The organism is Pseudomonas petroselini, from assembly GCF_045037875.1.
GTDB classification, from domain to species: Bacteria; Pseudomonadota; Gammaproteobacteria; order Pseudomonadales; family Pseudomonadaceae; genus Aquipseudomonas; species Aquipseudomonas petroselini.
Genome location: NZ_CP173614.1, coordinates 2,424,841 through 2,438,587 on the forward strand (window position 1 = coordinate 2,424,841; position 13,747 = coordinate 2,438,587).

18 protein-coding genes are annotated in these 13,747 nt (G+C 59.0%); 17 read left to right on the forward strand and 1 reads right to left on the reverse strand.

The window, feature by feature from the left end; all coding sequences use genetic code 11:
* Together ACI512_RS11335 and ACI512_RS11340 are read left to right on the forward strand one after the other, a co-directional pair.
* Complete coding sequence (locus ACI512_RS11335) at positions 1–1,245, forward strand: phage portal protein (RefSeq protein WP_405121889.1); 1,245 nt, start codon at positions 1–3, stop codon at positions 1,243–1,245.
* 12 nt (positions 1,246–1,257) lie between these two features.
* Positions 1,258–2,028 carry a head maturation protease, ClpP-related gene (locus ACI512_RS11340; protein ID WP_405121777.1) on the forward strand — a complete coding sequence of 257 codons (771 nt, stop codon included), beginning with the start codon at positions 1,258–1,260 and terminating at the stop codon, positions 2,026–2,028.
* A gap of 43 nt (positions 2,029–2,071) precedes the next feature.
* Here ACI512_RS11340 and ACI512_RS11345 read toward each other — a convergent pair whose 3' ends face one another.
* Entirely contained in the window at positions 2,072–2,932 is an 861-nt protein-coding gene (locus ACI512_RS11345; protein WP_405121778.1) for a DUF6216 family protein, read from the reverse strand.
* Between the two features lie 135 nt (positions 2,933–3,067).
* On the opposite strand from ACI512_RS11345, the gene ACI512_RS11350 reads away from it, so the two are divergent.
* The 15 genes from ACI512_RS11350 to ACI512_RS11420 all read left to right on the forward strand — a co-directional run bounded on the left by ACI512_RS11350 (position 3,068) and on the right by ACI512_RS11420 (position 13,746).
* Positions 3,068–4,312 (forward strand): phage major capsid protein, encoded by a 1,245-nt coding sequence (locus ACI512_RS11350; RefSeq protein WP_405121779.1) that lies wholly within the window; start codon positions 3,068–3,070, stop codon positions 4,310–4,312.
* 2 nt (positions 4,313–4,314) lie between these two features.
* Positions 4,315–4,656, forward strand: a complete 342-nt coding sequence (locus ACI512_RS11355) for a head-tail connector protein (RefSeq protein ID WP_405121780.1) — start codon at positions 4,315–4,317, stop codon at positions 4,654–4,656.
* The gene (locus ACI512_RS11360; RefSeq protein WP_405121781.1) at positions 4,656–4,979 is read left to right on the forward strand and encodes a phage head closure protein; all 324 of its coding nucleotides are present in this window, start codon (positions 4,656–4,658) and stop codon (positions 4,977–4,979) included. Before ACI512_RS11355 ends, ACI512_RS11360 begins: the two co-directional genes overlap by 1 nt.
* Positions 4,972–5,388 (forward strand): HK97-gp10 family putative phage morphogenesis protein, encoded by a 417-nt coding sequence (locus ACI512_RS11365; RefSeq protein ID WP_405121782.1) that lies wholly within the window; start codon positions 4,972–4,974, stop codon positions 5,386–5,388. Before ACI512_RS11360 ends, ACI512_RS11365 begins: the two co-directional genes overlap by 8 nt.
* Entirely contained in the window at positions 5,385–5,732 is a 348-nt protein-coding gene (locus ACI512_RS11370; protein ID WP_405121783.1) for a hypothetical protein, read from the forward strand. Before ACI512_RS11365 ends, ACI512_RS11370 begins: the two co-directional genes overlap by 4 nt.
* Positions 5,733–5,740: 8 nt before the next feature.
* Positions 5,741–6,205 carry a phage tail tube protein gene (locus ACI512_RS11375; RefSeq protein ID WP_405121784.1) on the forward strand — a complete coding sequence of 155 codons (465 nt, stop codon included), beginning with the start codon at positions 5,741–5,743 and terminating at the stop codon, positions 6,203–6,205.
* A complete protein-coding gene (locus tag ACI512_RS11380) occupies positions 6,205–6,672 on the forward strand; it encodes a phage tail assembly chaperone (RefSeq protein WP_405121785.1) in 468 nt (155 codons plus the stop codon). The genes ACI512_RS11375 and ACI512_RS11380 overlap by 1 nt, the downstream gene beginning before the upstream one ends.
* Positions 6,673–6,698: 26 nt before the next feature.
* Positions 6,699–6,992 carry a DUF4035 domain-containing protein gene (locus ACI512_RS11385; RefSeq protein WP_405121786.1) on the forward strand — a complete coding sequence of 98 codons (294 nt, stop codon included), beginning with the start codon at positions 6,699–6,701 and terminating at the stop codon, positions 6,990–6,992.
* A gap of 43 nt (positions 6,993–7,035) precedes the next feature.
* On the forward strand, positions 7,036–7,638 hold the full coding sequence (locus ACI512_RS11390) for a hypothetical protein (RefSeq protein ID WP_405121788.1): 603 nt from the start codon (positions 7,036–7,038) through the stop codon (positions 7,636–7,638).
* A 104-nt stretch (positions 7,639–7,742) separates the two neighbouring features.
* Positions 7,743–8,066, forward strand: coding sequence for a hypothetical protein (locus tag ACI512_RS11395; protein ID WP_405121789.1), 324 nt, complete (start codon positions 7,743–7,745; stop codon positions 8,064–8,066).
* Positions 8,067–8,111: 45 nt separating this feature from the next.
* The gene (locus ACI512_RS11400) at positions 8,112–11,354 is read left to right on the forward strand and encodes a tape measure protein (RefSeq protein WP_405121790.1); all 3,243 of its coding nucleotides are present in this window, start codon (positions 8,112–8,114) and stop codon (positions 11,352–11,354) included.
* Entirely contained in the window at positions 11,355–11,687 is a 333-nt protein-coding gene (locus tag ACI512_RS11405) for a phage tail protein (protein WP_405121791.1), read from the forward strand. It begins immediately after the preceding gene.
* Between the two features lie 6 nt (positions 11,688–11,693).
* On the forward strand, positions 11,694–12,392 hold the full coding sequence (locus ACI512_RS11410) for a phage minor tail protein L (RefSeq protein WP_405121792.1): 699 nt from the start codon (positions 11,694–11,696) through the stop codon (positions 12,390–12,392).
* Between the two features lie 2 nt (positions 12,393–12,394).
* A complete protein-coding gene (locus ACI512_RS11415; protein WP_405121793.1) occupies positions 12,395–13,165 on the forward strand; it encodes a C40 family peptidase in 771 nt (256 codons plus the stop codon).
* Positions 13,162–13,746, forward strand: coding sequence for a tail assembly protein (locus tag ACI512_RS11420; protein WP_405121794.1), 585 nt, complete (start codon positions 13,162–13,164; stop codon positions 13,744–13,746). Before ACI512_RS11415 ends, ACI512_RS11420 begins: the two co-directional genes overlap by 4 nt.
* Position 13,747: the final 1 nt, after the last annotated feature.

The following is a 13,747-nucleotide window of genomic DNA, read 5'->3' on the forward strand; positions in this document are numbered from 1 at the left end:
GTGAAACTCTGGAAACCCGGACGAGTGCGTGCCGCCTTGCAACACTGGCTCCGCGTGCCCATCGGCCTGCCCGACAAGGCCTTCTGGCAGGAATGGTTCGGCACCTCCAGCAGCGGTAAAGCCGTATCGGTCGATTCCGCAATGCGCCTGTCGACGGTCTGGGCCTGCGTGCGGTTGCTCTCGGAATCCGTTTCCACCTTGCCACTGAAGCTCTACCGGCGACTGCCCGATGGTTCTCGTGAACCCGCCACCGACCATCCGCTGTACCGCGTACTGTGCCGCTCACCAAATCTTGAAATGACCCCGCAGCGCTTCATGCTGATGGTGGTCGCCAGCCTCTGCCTGCGTGGCAACGCCTTTATCGAGAAGAAAGTCATCGGTCTGCGATTGGTGGCGCTGGTGCCTTTGTTGCCGCAATGCATGACGGTCAAGCGCCTGGACAACGGTCGCTTGCAGTACCTCTACAACGAAGCAACAGGGCAGCGCGAGATCTCGGAAAAGCACCTGGTACACATCCGTGGCTTCGGACTGGACGGCATCTGCGGCATGTTGCCGATCACCACTGGCCGCGACATCTTCGGCGCCTCAATGTCGGCGGAGGAGGCCGCAGCCAAGGTCTTCGCCAACGGCCTGCAAGCCTCGGGTTTCCTCACCGTTGAAGGCGGCGCTGCACAAGGCGCAGGCACCCTGACCAAAGAACAACGCGAACTCCTGCGCAAGAGCCTGGAGGAATTCAGCAGCTCGAAAAACGCCGGTAAAACCATGGTGCTGGAAGCGGGCCTGAAGTACCAAGGCATCACCATGAACCCCGAAGCCGCGCAGATGCTGGAGACCCGCGCCTTCAATGTCGAAGAGATCTGCCGCTGGTTTCGTGTGCCGCCGTTCATGGTCGGGCACATGACCAAGCAGAGCAGTTGGGCCGCGAGTGTCGAAGCACAAAACCTGCATTTCCTCACCAACAGCCTGCGTCCGTTGTTGGTGAATATCGAACAGGAAATCAATCGCTGCCTGATCGACGAGAACGACGCAGAAGGGATCTTCGTCGAGTTCGCCGTAGAAGGTCTGCTGCGTGCTGACAGCGCCGGTCGCGCCAGTTTCTATATCAGTGGTCTGACTCACGGCTGGATCAACCGCAACGAAGTCCGCCGTTTTGAAAACCTACCGCCAATCCCTGGCGGTGAGATCTTCACGGTCCAGGCCGCGATGGTTTCCCTTGAGCAACTTGATAAACAAAACGCCGCGTAACACGGAGCACCCATGACCCTCAAAACCCTGCCGCTAGCGCCGCAGTTGCAACCGTGTGCCCAACTATCCGGCGAGGTTCGGCCCTTGGCCCTGGAGCGTTGGAACCCATCGATCCGAGCGGCAAATAGAGATGAGCACAGCATCTCCATCTTCGACCCTATCGGCTTCGATCCCTGGACAGGCGAGGGCGTCACCGCGAAACGCATTGCCGCCGCGTTACGCACTATCGACGGCGCTGACGTTACGGTGAACATCAACTCGCCGGGCGGCGACATGTTCGAAGGCCTGGCTATCTACAACCTGCTGCGGGAGTACTCCGGCAAGGTCGTCATCAAGGTGCTGGGGCTGGCCGCATCGGCAGCATCAATTGTTGCTATGGCCGGAGACGAGGTGCGCATCGCCCGCGCCGGATTTCTGAACATTCATAATTGCTGGGTAGTTGCCATGGGCAATCGTTATGACCTTACAGAGATGGCGCAGAGGCTGTTACCGTTCGATCAGGCCATGGCAGATATCTACGCCACCCGCACTGGTGGCTCACAGGACGCCATGCAGCAGTTAATGAACGCTGATAGCTGGATCTCAGGACGTATGGCTGTTGAGAGGGGATTCGCCGATTACCTACTCGCATCTGATGCAGTGGAACAAGGGGCTTTGCAAGCGGGATTGCTCGCACGGCGCTACCTTGATCATCTTCAAACTAATTCACCTGAGGCTATGGCTGGTTTGAAGGTTTCTTTGGCACGATTTCGAAGTGCCATAGATGAATTGAGGCGACTCTAAGGCTTTGGGTGAGGTTGCGTTAGAGTCGCCGAGTTTTGATGTGTTACGGAGTTTGTGGAGAGGTTGCTGTTTTGCTTTCGATTTGTTTTTGAATTTTTCTTGCTATTGTGATTTTGTTGAGTTTTACCAGTATGAAAAATACTACCAGTATAGAGATAAATGCCACTACCAGTAGGAAGGCTTTTTGCTCTTTTACGCCGTCCTTTACATGCGCGCTGTAGTTGGAGTCAAGAAAAAGATTGCAAATTGTGTTGATGCGGTTTTCGGAGAAATCAGTGTTTATGAATTTTTTAAGTGATTCTGGCGATAGGCACTCTGTGGTTGTAAGCGTTGTGTTAGTCCAGAAATGAAATTTTGCCCCGCTCTCTGACAGATAGAATGAGGGAGTTTCTGGAGCATTCCTTAGTGACACCATTAGGTGTTCGGAACCTGCAAGTGGAGGGGTGACGGTGATGATTGCGAAAAATAGAATGAGCAACCCAATGAGAATGCGATAAGGCGCTTTTGAAAACAATTTTTCTTTAAGTGTTAGAGCGTTAAATTCTTTCCAATCAATAAAGGTTCTTATTTTAGAAACGTCCCTATGGCAGAGTTCGTTTTTGGAAATCCATTCTTCGGCTTGTTTTGCCTGTGTTAGATTTTGTGCGGGGATGTTGAATTCGAATCGATAGTGCTCGATTTCGCGAAGGTTCTTGCGTGCGATCTCATAAGTTGTATCTTCGAATTTTTCAGAGCCACCAAAAAAGCGCCACATCATGTCGCGCAAAAATATCAGTGAGCCAGATCGTGAGTATATATAAAATACTAGTAAGCAGATCGCAACTCCGCTAAATAGGCCGGCAACTGCTGCATAGTTTTCAAAAGTCCAGCTTACGATGTTGTCGTTTATTTTTGATTCAGACACGAGGTCGTCCTTGGTTTTTAGGAAATATTTTTGTCAGTCTTCAATGGCTGACAAACAAATGATACTGGTTGTTACTTAGTTTTAAAATTATTTTATGCAGTCCGATACGGCTCAGCATCTATGGGAGGATAAATCATGTCCGACACCACCCACGACCTACTAAAACAGGTCTCCGCCGAGCTGGAGCGTGCCTCCAGCGCCTTCAGCAAACAGGCCGAGGAGGCCATGAACGAAGCGCGCAAGGCTGGCGGTCTATCGGAGCAAACCAAGGTCACCGTCGATGAGCTGGCGCTGAAATTCAACAGCCTCGCCGAAGCCGAAATTCAGCTGAAAACCCGCCTCGGCGAGATCGAGCAGGAATTCGCCCGGCTGCCCAGCCCAACGGCAATCGCCCCGCAGGACAGCCTCGGCACCTGCGTCGTCAAAAGCGAAGCACTCAAAGCCTTCGCCGCCAGCGTCGAAGGTGGCAAGCGCATCAGTATTCCGGTGAACGCAGCGCTTCTGTCGACGGATATTCCCGCCGGTGTGATCGAACCTATGCGCCTTCCCGGCATCGACGCTTTACCCAAGCAACGCCTGTTCATCCGCGACCTGATCGCCCCAGGCCGAACCACCGCGCCTGCGATTTTCTGGGTCCAACAAACCGGCTTCACTAACGCCGCCGCTGTTGTGCCGGAAGGGCAAGCCAAACCCTATTCGGACATCCAGTTCGGCATCAAAATCACCGCCGTTTCCACCCTCGCGCACATGTTCAAAGCTGCCAAGCAAATCCTTGATGACTTCACCCAACTGCAATCCACCATCGACATCGAGATGCGCTACGGCCTCAAGTACGTGGAGGAGGATGAGATCCTGTTCGGCGACGGCACCGGTGTCCACCTCCACGGCATAGTGCCCCAGGCCTCGGCATTCGCCCCGGCCTTTTCGGTGCAAGAGCAATCCGGTATTGATGACCTGCGCCTGGCAATGCTGCAAGCCCAACTCGCGCGACTGCCCTCCAGTGGCCATGTTCTGCACTTTATCGACTGGGCCAAGATCGAGCTGACCAAAGACACCTTGGGCCGCTACATACTCGCCAACCCTCTGGGCCTCGCCGGGCCTGTGTTGTGGGGCCTGCCAGTGGTGGCGACCGAGGCCAGTGGGTTTGAAGGCAAGTTCCTGACCGGCGCCTTCCGTACTGGCGCGCAGTTGTTCGACCGGGAAGACGCTAACGTAGTGATCAGCACCGAGAACGCGGACGACTTCGAGAAAAACCTGATCTCCATCCGCTGTGAAGAACGCGTCGCCCTGGCCGTGAAGCGCCCCGAGGCCTTTATCCATGGCCCATTCACCGTGCCTGCGCCGCCTGAACTAGAAGGTCGCCGAGCCAAGGCTGCCTGATCATGAGCGTGATCGACATTGAAAACGCGATGCTCCATTTACGAGCCGAACCGGTTGATCAGCCGCTGGTGCAGCGTTATCTGGATGCAGCGGAAGACGCCGCGATGCAGTACTTGCAGCGGCGCTTCTACGCCAACACATCAGACTTGGAACAGGCCGTTTTCGCGGGTGACGCTGGGCACGATCCACTGCTGATCACCCCGTCGATTTTCGCTGCTTGTCTGCTGATCCTGGGGCACTTTTACGACAGCCGCGTCGACCTGTTCAGCGAAACCGGCCGCACCGATTTACCCACCGGCTCGCGATCCTTGCTCGCACCTTTCCGCTGCAATCTGGGTGTGTGATGCGGGCCGGTCGCTTGCGCCATCGGGTAACGCTCCAACGTCTGACCCGTGTGCAAGACGATATCGGCGGATGGATCGAAATCTGGCTGGACGTCGGCGAGACCTGGGCCGAGATCCGCCCAGTCTCCGGCCGAGCCTGGATGGCGGCAGCTCAGGAGCAACGCGAAGTCACGGCGGAAGTGTTGATCCGCCCACGCCAGGGCATCGTCTCCGGCATGCGCGTGATGAAGGGCGACACCTTCTACCTGATCGAAGCGGCCTTGCTGGATTACGCCCGATGCGAACTCAAGCTGATGTGCAAAACGGTGAAGGCTAATGCTTGATACCTCGCTACGCGTCATCGGCCTCGCAGAGCTGGAAACCGACTTCCAACGCCTGGCCAAAGCCACCTCCAACAAAGTGGTGCGCGATGCCACATTGGCCGGAGCCCGCGTAGCCCAGGACCGCACCCGCAAGAGCGCGCCCATCCGCAGCGGCAAACTGCAAAAACACATTGTTGCAAAACGTCTGCGCCAGCGGGATACACCGGGCGCCGCCGTGGCGGGTGTCAGCGTGAGGCGCCCGAAGAATTCCCCGGTGCCTTTCTACTGGCGCTTTCTGGAACTCGGCACGTCAAAGATGACCGCCAAACCCTTCATCCGTCCAACCTGGGACCGCAGTCTTCCTGATATCGAGGGCGCAGTGCGTAGCAAACTCGCCCAGGCCATTGATCAGGCGCTGTTAGCCCGATGATCGAAACCGCCATCGCCGCCCGCATTGGCACGCTGGCAGACGGCCGCGTCTACCCGGAAATCGCCCCAACCGATGCAGCGTCCCCACGCATCACCTGGACCCTGATCAGCGGCGGCGCAGGCTGGACGCTCGCAGGTTGGGACGGCTCAACCGACGCGCAAATCCAGATCGACGCCTGGGCGCTGAGCAAACGCGAAGCGATCCTCCTGGCCGAACAAGCCTTCGACCTGATGTCCGCCAGCGGCCCCGATTTTTGCGTCAGCGAGGCGATGCGTTTACCCGATGACTACGAGCCCGACACGCGTCTGTTCCGCGTGAGCTGGGAGTACACCCTGCAACCCTAGGAGGCACCATGGCCAGCCAGACGCCGACCAAGTCCAAGTACGTCAAATCCCAAGGCACGCAGGTCAGCGTGTCGAAAACCAGCACCACCGACCCCACTGACGACACTCTGGAGTTCGCCGACCTCTCGGTGACCATCAAGCAGCCCCAGTTCCAGGGCGGGCAGTCCGACGAGATCGAAACCACCACCCTGGCCAGCGACGCCAAGGAGTTCACCACCGGCTTGGCGGACAACGGCACCTTCAGCATGTCTGGCAACTGGAAGGCGGATGACGAAGCGCAAACCGTGCTGCGTGAGGCGCGGGATGACGGCGAGCCGCGTGCGTTCAAAGTGGTGTTCAAGGACAAAACCAGCTCGTTGTTTCTTGGGTTGGTGACTCAGTTCACCTGGGACGCTGCACCGAACAGCACGGTGAATGGCACGTTCAATGTGAGGATCACTGGGGCGGTCAGCTTTGACACGGGAGGTGCGTGATGCCGCGTGCAAGAACCAGCGATGGCGACCTGCGCGACAAAATCCTCGATCCGTTGCGCAATTTCAAACATGAGAGTGTGCAGGTTGAGGAGTGGGAGGGCGCTACGGTGGTGATTCGTGCGCTCAGCGCGGGGGATTGGTTGGAGTATCGACGGCGGGCGTTGGAGCAAGTTCGGCTGGCGCGTGTGGCGGCGGGGTTGAGTACTCAGCCGCCCGTTGTTGACGGAGAGGATCAGCCCGAGGAGCGGCTGATTGAGGTGTTCAGTGTGCCGCTGTACGCGTTTGTCCTGGCCCGGACATTGTTCGAGTTGTCGGGTCGCAGGTTGTTTGGCGATGACGATGTGGATGAGTTGGCGGAGGCGTTTAGCCCGGTGCATGACCGGTTGGTGGCCAAAGCGTTTGAGCTGAGTGGTGTCAGCGCTGAGGCTGATTCGCCTGATCCAGTCGACATGGCGGGAAACGCCTAAACGCTGAGCCGGAGCTTGGGTTTCTCATGGCCCTGGCTCTGCGGCTCGGCAAGACCTTGCGCGAACTGATCGAGCAACTGAGCGCCGAAGAGCTGTTCTTGTGGCAAGCCTACAACCGCGAATCACCCATCAGTGATGTGAGAGGGGATGTGCAGACGGCGATCCTTGCGGCTGCCGTGTTTCAGGCGCAGGGCGCGAAGGTTGCCCCTTTGGATCTATTACCAAGGTGGCGACCTGACGATGAGCTTCCGGATGGAGAAGAGGATGGCGAGGTGCAGCTGCGGCAGTACCTGACAGACCGAGCTGACAGACTCGATTGAAAACCGATGATACCTTCGCATTTTTCTCTCCAGGAGAAATCATGTGAGACCTATCATCAAGCGTTCCCTGATCAGTTTGGTGCTGGTGTTGTTCATTACCATCCTCATCGTTGCCTTGGGTTTCTACCGCTTCGGCAACACTCCGCGCCTTACGTACGTCCTGCTCGAAAACTGCGAAGCCGCCGTTCTGCGACTAGTGAAGACACCGTCCGCAATGACCCTACTCAACGCCCGGATCTACGAAGGCGGCAACCTGAGCATCAGCGATGACGACCAGCGTGCTTTTAAAAGCAGCACCGCCTATGCCGAAGTGGTTGCCCGTGGCGATGGGCGCTTTTTCTATCCGGCGGTCAATCTGGAAATTGAGTCGCTCAACTCCTTTGGGGTAAAGCAGGTCGATACCGTGCTGTGTCGCTATGGTGGCGTGGAATACAAGAATGGCGCCTTGCTCAGCTTGCGCTTGATGACCTTGGATCTTGGCGCCGGAGTTTTGCGAAATCCCTTCGTTTACAACAATGCGAAATTCGCGGAGTGGGCGAAGCTCGGGATCATTGATGTGGTCAGCATTGATGAGTTCGCCTGGACTGAACACTGGCGGCATTTCTTTGATCGGAAAATCAAGGTGGTGAGTCTCGATAACACATGATTTTCCTCGGGCTGTTCGCAGATGAATTCAAGTGCATCGAATTGAGTAATAACTCTAATCCAAAGTAATTACAGTCGACCTCTTACTCATCGAGCAGGTGTTTTATGAAAAACGTGTTGGGGTTGATTTTCTCGTTGATTGCCACGCACGCAGTCGCGCAATCCGTCGAAACGGAGATGAGCCAGTTAAAGGCCCGAGCTGACAGTTGCGTTGCGTCTTCACAACGGGCTCAGCGCTGTGAGCGCACGGCAGAGTGCGTGGCGTTTCAGCGTTACAGCAAGGCTTTGCTGCCGGAAGGGTTGCCTGGTTACTACGATGTACACATGCGTGATAAGACCATGACACCGGAAAATGGGCCGTTGGTGAGCAGCGCAGCGAAAGCCAAGGGCAAGGCGGACAAAGTAATTGAGCAATGCAGTTCCAGCTAACTGCCCTTGTAGGTTGACCTAAACATCGGGGGGCCTTGGAATGCCATGAATGGTCAGACCTTACGCTCCCTGATCGTCAGCGTCTCCGCCGAAACCAGCGCCTACCAACGCGAAATGGCCCGCGCCGGTCGAGTCGGGCGCGACTACCTGCGCACCGTCACTGCCGGCAACCGCGAAGCCTCTGCAGGCTGGCGTGCCCAAGAAGCGGCAATCCGCGCCCAGGAGCGGGCCCTTGGTTCGCTCTCCGGCACCGTCGGCAGCTACGTCCGCGTAATGGCCGGAGCTCTGGCCGTCGGCAACCTTGTCGCCATGGCCGACCAATGGGGCCAAATCGCCTCCCGCCTTCAACTCGCCACCGACTCTCAGGCCGACTTCGCCGAAGCCCAAACCCGCCTGATGGACATCGGTCGCGTCACCTTCAAAGCCTTCTCTGAAAACGCCGAGTTGTTCATCCGCACCGCTGGCGTGCTCAAGGACTATGGCGGTACCGCCGAAGACGCGCTGAACATGACCGAGGCTCTATCGCTGGGCCTGACGGTCAGTGGCACCAATGCCCAGGCCACGGCATCGGTGATTGATCAGGTCAGCAAGTCCCTGGAGCGCGGCAAGTTGCAGGGCGACGGATTCAATGCGGTGGTCACCCAGGCGCCGCGTCTGTTGCAGGCGTTGCAGGATGCCCTCGGCAAGAACCGTGATGAGCTGCAGTTGATGGCGTCCGAGGGCAAGTTGACGGTGGATGTCGTCGCCAAGGCTTGGGTCAGCCAGATCGGCCGTATGCGCAAGGAAACCGATGGCATGGCAACCTCGGTGGCGGATGCGGGGCTGCGTCTGCGTGATGCCTTTATGCAGTACATCGGCACCGCCGACAGCGGCTCGCAGGCCACGGCGAAGTTGGCGCAGGCGATCAATTATGTGGCGGATAACTTGGGTGTACTGTCGGCCATCGCCGTCGGCACCGGGTTGGGTTGGATCACCGAGACGGCGGCAGAAAGCATCAAGGCGCTGTATGAGCAGGTAGATGCAGCGCGAGCGGCGTACTCGGCTGAGTTGGGTCGTGCGCGGGCAGCGCTGGATGCATCGGCGATGATCGCGCGTGTTACTCAGGCTGAGGTGTTGTTGGCCGAGCGGCGTGTGGCGGCGGCGGTGACGGCGCAGCAACTTAATACGGCAACGCGGGCGCTGACGGCGGCGAAGCTGGCGGATCTGGAGGCTTCACGCGCTGCGGCAGCGGCGCAGGCGGCGTATGCGGCGGCGAGTTCGTTGTCGGCGCGGGCGATGTCGGGTGTCGCGGCGCTGTTGGGTGGGCCGATGGGGTTGGCGTTCCTTGTGGGGACCACGGCCACAAGTTTTCTGTTGTTCAGTGAAAATGCGGACAAGGCCCGTGTTTCAGCTGTGGATTTGCAGCGTCCTTTGGCGGAGCTGCGCAAGGAGTGGGAGGCCCTGAGCAATGCCCAGCGGCGTCCTATCCTCAAGCAGTTGCTCGACCAGCAGACCGTGGCGCGCAAGGCCGCTGAGCAGGCACTCCGCGATATTCGCCAGCGCGCCCAGTTGTTGGATAAATGGGGCGATAGCTACAGCACCAATCCCTTTGCCAGGGACCGTGCGGTGTCGACATTTCGGCGGGCGCTGGCGGGCGGGCAGGATATCGACGCAGCGACTCAGGCGCTGATCAAGGTCATTGGGCCGAGTCAAAAACTGCGTGATCAAATCGAAGGCCTGGCCGGTGCCTATGCCCGCAGTCAGCAGCAGGCCGATGAGGCAGGCAAGCGCATCGACGCGTTGGACGGCATATTGCGCAACGCTCAGAGCGCCGCCGAAGGGGTCAGCGCGGGACTGCAAAGCATCAAGCCACCAGATGCCGAGCTGACCGCTGCGTGGGAGCGGCGTATCAACAATTTGGTCGAGCAGATGGCCCGCCTGCGGGATAGTTCGGCGCTTGGCGAAATCAATCGACAGGCCGAGCGGGATCAGCTCAACCAGACCGAAGCCGGTCGCGCATTACTCGCCCGCGCCCAGGCCGTCGCTCAACTCAAGGATGCGCAAGAGGCAGCTAACCGAGCCCAGGAAGAGGCGAACCGCCAAGCTCGCCAAGCCGCTGAAGCCGCCCGGCGTGAAGCGCAAAAGCTTCAGGATAGTTACGAGCGAACCCTGCGTTCATTGCGCGAGCAGCTCCAGCTAAGCGACCAGAAAACCGAACGCGCCCGTATCGAGTACGAGATCAATCAAGGCTCACTGGCTCAGCTTGATCAGTTAAAGAAAATCGAGTTGCAACGGGCCGCGTTGGCGGTTGATCACCTCAATACTCAACGCGGCTATCAGGAACTGCTGACGGAGATTCAGCAACAGGAAGACAACCTGTTGGTCAGCACACGCAAGCGTTTCGCTGAACTGGATAGGCTGCAAAAACAGGGCGGCTTATCGGCGGATCAATACCGGACCGCAGCCGATGCAATCTCCGGCGCATCGGTCGGCAAAGCACCAGCCTTTATGGGGCTGGATAGCGCCGTCGGTGGCTCAAGCGCCGAGCTGATTCGCCTCACCGAAGTGGAGCGCGAACTTCAAAAATGGCGCGATAAAGAGTTGGAGCGTCAGCAGGTGTTCTTCGACCAAAAGCTCACCAGTGAGCAGCAATATCTAGAGCGCGTTGCCGAGATCAACCAACAGAACAATGACCGACTCGCCGCGATTCAAGACGCTTACCGCTCGGCCACGCTTGGCGTGTTCAGCGAACTCACCGGCAACGCCGCCGACCTGTTCAAGCAACTCGCGGGTGAAGGTTCAGCAGCGTACAAACTGCTGTTCTTCGCCAGCAAAGCAGCGGCCATGGCCCAGGCAATCATCAACACCGAAGTGGCGGCGACCAAGGCTCTGGAACTCGGTCCAGCCGGTCCGGCAGCGGCGGCGTTGGTTCGGGCGCTGGGCTATGCCTCGGTGGGTATGATCGCCGCGACCACCTTGGTCGGCATGGCCCACGAAGGCATCGACACGATTCCGAAAACCGGCACTTGGTTGCTGCAACAGGGCGAGCGGGTAGTGGACGGTCGCACCAATCGCGACCTCAAGCAATTCCTGGCCCAGGCACCGCCCGGAATTGCGCAGCCAATGCCTCCGGTCAACGTGAACATCAACGTCGATGCGCGAGGCAACAGTGCAATGTCCGTCACCTCCCAAGCGGGCGCCCAGCAATTTTCGCAGCAGATGGGACAGGCGATTGAAGAGGCCGTCCGGCAAATCATCCGCCAGGAACAACGGCAAAACGGCCTGCTGGATTCAACTGGGAGGCGCTAAGTGGAGACCTTCATTTGGCCGGTGCGCCTCGGCTCATCCGGGCAGATTGAGCAGCGCGTACAAACCAATGAATTTGGCGACGGCTACGTACAGGTGATCGGCGTTGGCCTGAACAATCAAGCCGAAGCCTGGGACGTATCAGTGACCGGTGTACTGACCAAGATCCAGCCGGTGCGGGCGTTTCTGGATCAGCATCGCGGTTTACGCTCATTTCAATGGACACCACCAGGCGGCAACGCAGCGCGTTTTCGCGCGACCGGTTACCGCCTGCTGCCCCACGGCAAAGGCATCTACACCCTGAGCTGGACCTTCCAACAAGTTTTCTATCCCTGACTCGCCATGGCCATCAACACCGACGTCCAACTGCTGGAGCCGGGTGACGCCGTTCGCCTGTACGAAGTCGACGCCACTCACCTGGGCGGCGACCTGATGCGCTTTCACGGCCACATGCAGGACGGCACGATTATCTGGCAGGGCCAGGCCTATGAGCCGATCAGCATCGAAGCCAAAGGCCTGGACCTCAACGGCGACGGTCGCCCCGCACTGCCAACGCTGACAGTCGGCAACGAAATCGCGGGTGTACGCGGTGCACTCTCAGCGCTGTGCCTGCATCTGGACGACCTGGCCGGTGCCAAGGTGACCATCCGCGAAACCTTCCGCCATTACCTCGATGCCGCCAACTTCCCCGAGGGCAACCCGCAGGCCAGTGACCAGCAACGCGTGATGAGCTGGTTTATCGAACAGAAAACCGATGAAGACGAGATGCAGCTGGAGTTCCAACTTTCCAGCCCTGCGGACTTGCAGGGCATCAAAGTCCCTGCGCAACAAATTACCAGCCTGTGCCGCTGGGCCTGCATGAACCAATACCGAGGTGAGGCCTGCGCGTACATCGGCACGGCGCTGTTCACTAAACACGACGAACCCACTGATGACCCCGCACAAGACCGCTGCGCCGGGCGCTGGCGCAGTTGCAAGGTGCGCGGCAACACCGCGCGGTTTGGTGGGGCGCCGGGTTCGAGTTTGATTATTCGGAGGTAGCCATGCGAATCAGCCGCGCCCTGGAGGCGCAGATGCGGCAGCACGCCGAGGCAAGGTATCCGGAGGAGGCGTGTGGGTTGTTGATCCGCACCGGCAGCGGTCGCGTGTATTGGCCGTGTCTCAACGCTGCCGTCAGTGCCTCGGAGCATTTTGTGATCAGCCGCAATGCCTGGTGCGACGCCGAAGATCAGGGGCAGGTGCTGGCGGTGGTACACAGCCATAACAACGGCAGTGCGCGGCCCAGTCAGGCGGATCGGGTGAGTTGTGAGTTGCATGAGCTGCCATGGGCGATTGTGGCCTGGCCGGGTGGGGAGATCGGTTGGCTCAAACCCGAAGGCTACACCGCGCCGCTGCTGGGGCGCGACTTCACCCATGGCGTGCTGGATTGCTACACGCTGATTCGCGATTGGTATGCGCGGGAGTGGGGGCTGACCTTGCCTGACTACCCGCGCAACGACCGTTGGTGGGAGGACAAGCACGGTCCCAGCCTGTATCAGCATCACTTTACCGACGCCGGGCTTGTGCAGGTCGACAGCCCTCAGCGCGGGGACGTGCTGATCATGGAAATCGGCCGCACCTATCACCCCAACCACGCGGCGATATTTTTAGGCACGGACGGTTCGCTCTCCAGCGAACGGGCGCCCGATTTGGGTGGCAGTGGTCCGTTTTTTATTCATCACCTGTACGGGCGCAGTTCGAGCCGCGAGGTGTATGGGCCGGATTGGGCGCAGCGCACGCGGTTGATTTTGCGGCATCGCGAGGCACGCTTATGAGCCAGCGCACGGTGCGGTTGTATGGCGTGTTGCGTAAGCACTTTGGCCGGGACTTTCCGCTGGAGCTGTCCAGCCCTGCCGAGGGCATCAGTGCGTTGTGCTATTTGCTGCCGGGCTTTGAGCGCTTTCTGCGGGATGCCGAGTCGCGAGGGTTGGTGTTCTCGGTGTTTGCTGGCCAACGCAATCTGAGCGAGCAGGAATTGCCCCTCATTACCCGCGACGACAGCGTGATCCGCATTGTGCCGTTGGTGGTCGGCAGCAAAAGTGCGGGGTTGTTCCAGACCATCCTCGGCGTCGCGTTGGTGGCGCTGGGGTATTTCAGCTTCGGCACCACGTCACCTTGGGGCATGGGCCTGATCGCAGCGGGCACCGGCTCCGCTGTCGGCGGCGTGATGCAGATGCTTGCACCTATCCCCAAGCCAGGACTGGGCCGAGACGAGGAGGGGAATCGTGCCAGCTACGCCTTTGGCGGTGCAGTCACCACCGTCGCGCAGGGCAACCCGTGGCCGGTGCTGTACGGCGAGCGCGAGATTGGCGGCGCGGTGTTAAGTGGCGGTATCTACGCCCAGGATCAGGTCTGAC

What these genes read in the sequence shown, in the direction of transcription:
- ACI512_RS11370 (WP_405121783.1), top strand. Translation starts at nt 5,385, where the DNA reads ATGATCGAAACCGCCATCGCCGCCCGCATTGGCACGCTGGCAGACGGC.
- ACI512_RS11385 (WP_405121786.1), top strand. Translation starts at nt 6,699, where the DNA reads ATGGCCCTGGCTCTGCGGCTCGGCAAGACCTTGCGCGAACTGATCGAG.
- ACI512_RS11410 (WP_405121792.1), top strand. Translation starts at nt 11,694, where the DNA reads ATGGCCATCAACACCGACGTCCAACTGCTGGAGCCGGGTGACGCCGTT.
- ACI512_RS11415 (WP_405121793.1), top strand. Translation starts at nt 12,395, where the DNA reads ATGCGAATCAGCCGCGCCCTGGAGGCGCAGATGCGGCAGCACGCCGAG.
- ACI512_RS11350 (WP_405121779.1), top strand. Translation starts at nt 3,068, where the DNA reads ATGTCCGACACCACCCACGACCTACTAAAACAGGTCTCCGCCGAGCTG.
- ACI512_RS11355 (WP_405121780.1), top strand. Translation starts at nt 4,315, where the DNA reads ATGAGCGTGATCGACATTGAAAACGCGATGCTCCATTTACGAGCCGAA.
- ACI512_RS11420 (WP_405121794.1), top strand. Translation starts at nt 13,162, where the DNA reads ATGAGCCAGCGCACGGTGCGGTTGTATGGCGTGTTGCGTAAGCACTTT.
- ACI512_RS11365 (WP_405121782.1), top strand. Translation starts at nt 4,972, where the DNA reads ATGCTTGATACCTCGCTACGCGTCATCGGCCTCGCAGAGCTGGAAACC.
- ACI512_RS11375 (WP_405121784.1), top strand. Translation starts at nt 5,741, where the DNA reads ATGGCCAGCCAGACGCCGACCAAGTCCAAGTACGTCAAATCCCAAGGC.
- ACI512_RS11340 (WP_405121777.1), top strand. Translation starts at nt 1,258, where the DNA reads ATGACCCTCAAAACCCTGCCGCTAGCGCCGCAGTTGCAACCGTGTGCC.
- ACI512_RS11400 (WP_405121790.1), top strand. Translation starts at nt 8,112, where the DNA reads ATGAATGGTCAGACCTTACGCTCCCTGATCGTCAGCGTCTCCGCCGAA.
- ACI512_RS11360 (WP_405121781.1), top strand. Translation starts at nt 4,656, where the DNA reads ATGCGGGCCGGTCGCTTGCGCCATCGGGTAACGCTCCAACGTCTGACC.
- ACI512_RS11380 (WP_405121785.1), top strand. Translation starts at nt 6,205, where the DNA reads ATGCCGCGTGCAAGAACCAGCGATGGCGACCTGCGCGACAAAATCCTC.
- ACI512_RS11395 (WP_405121789.1), top strand. Translation starts at nt 7,743, where the DNA reads ATGAAAAACGTGTTGGGGTTGATTTTCTCGTTGATTGCCACGCACGCA.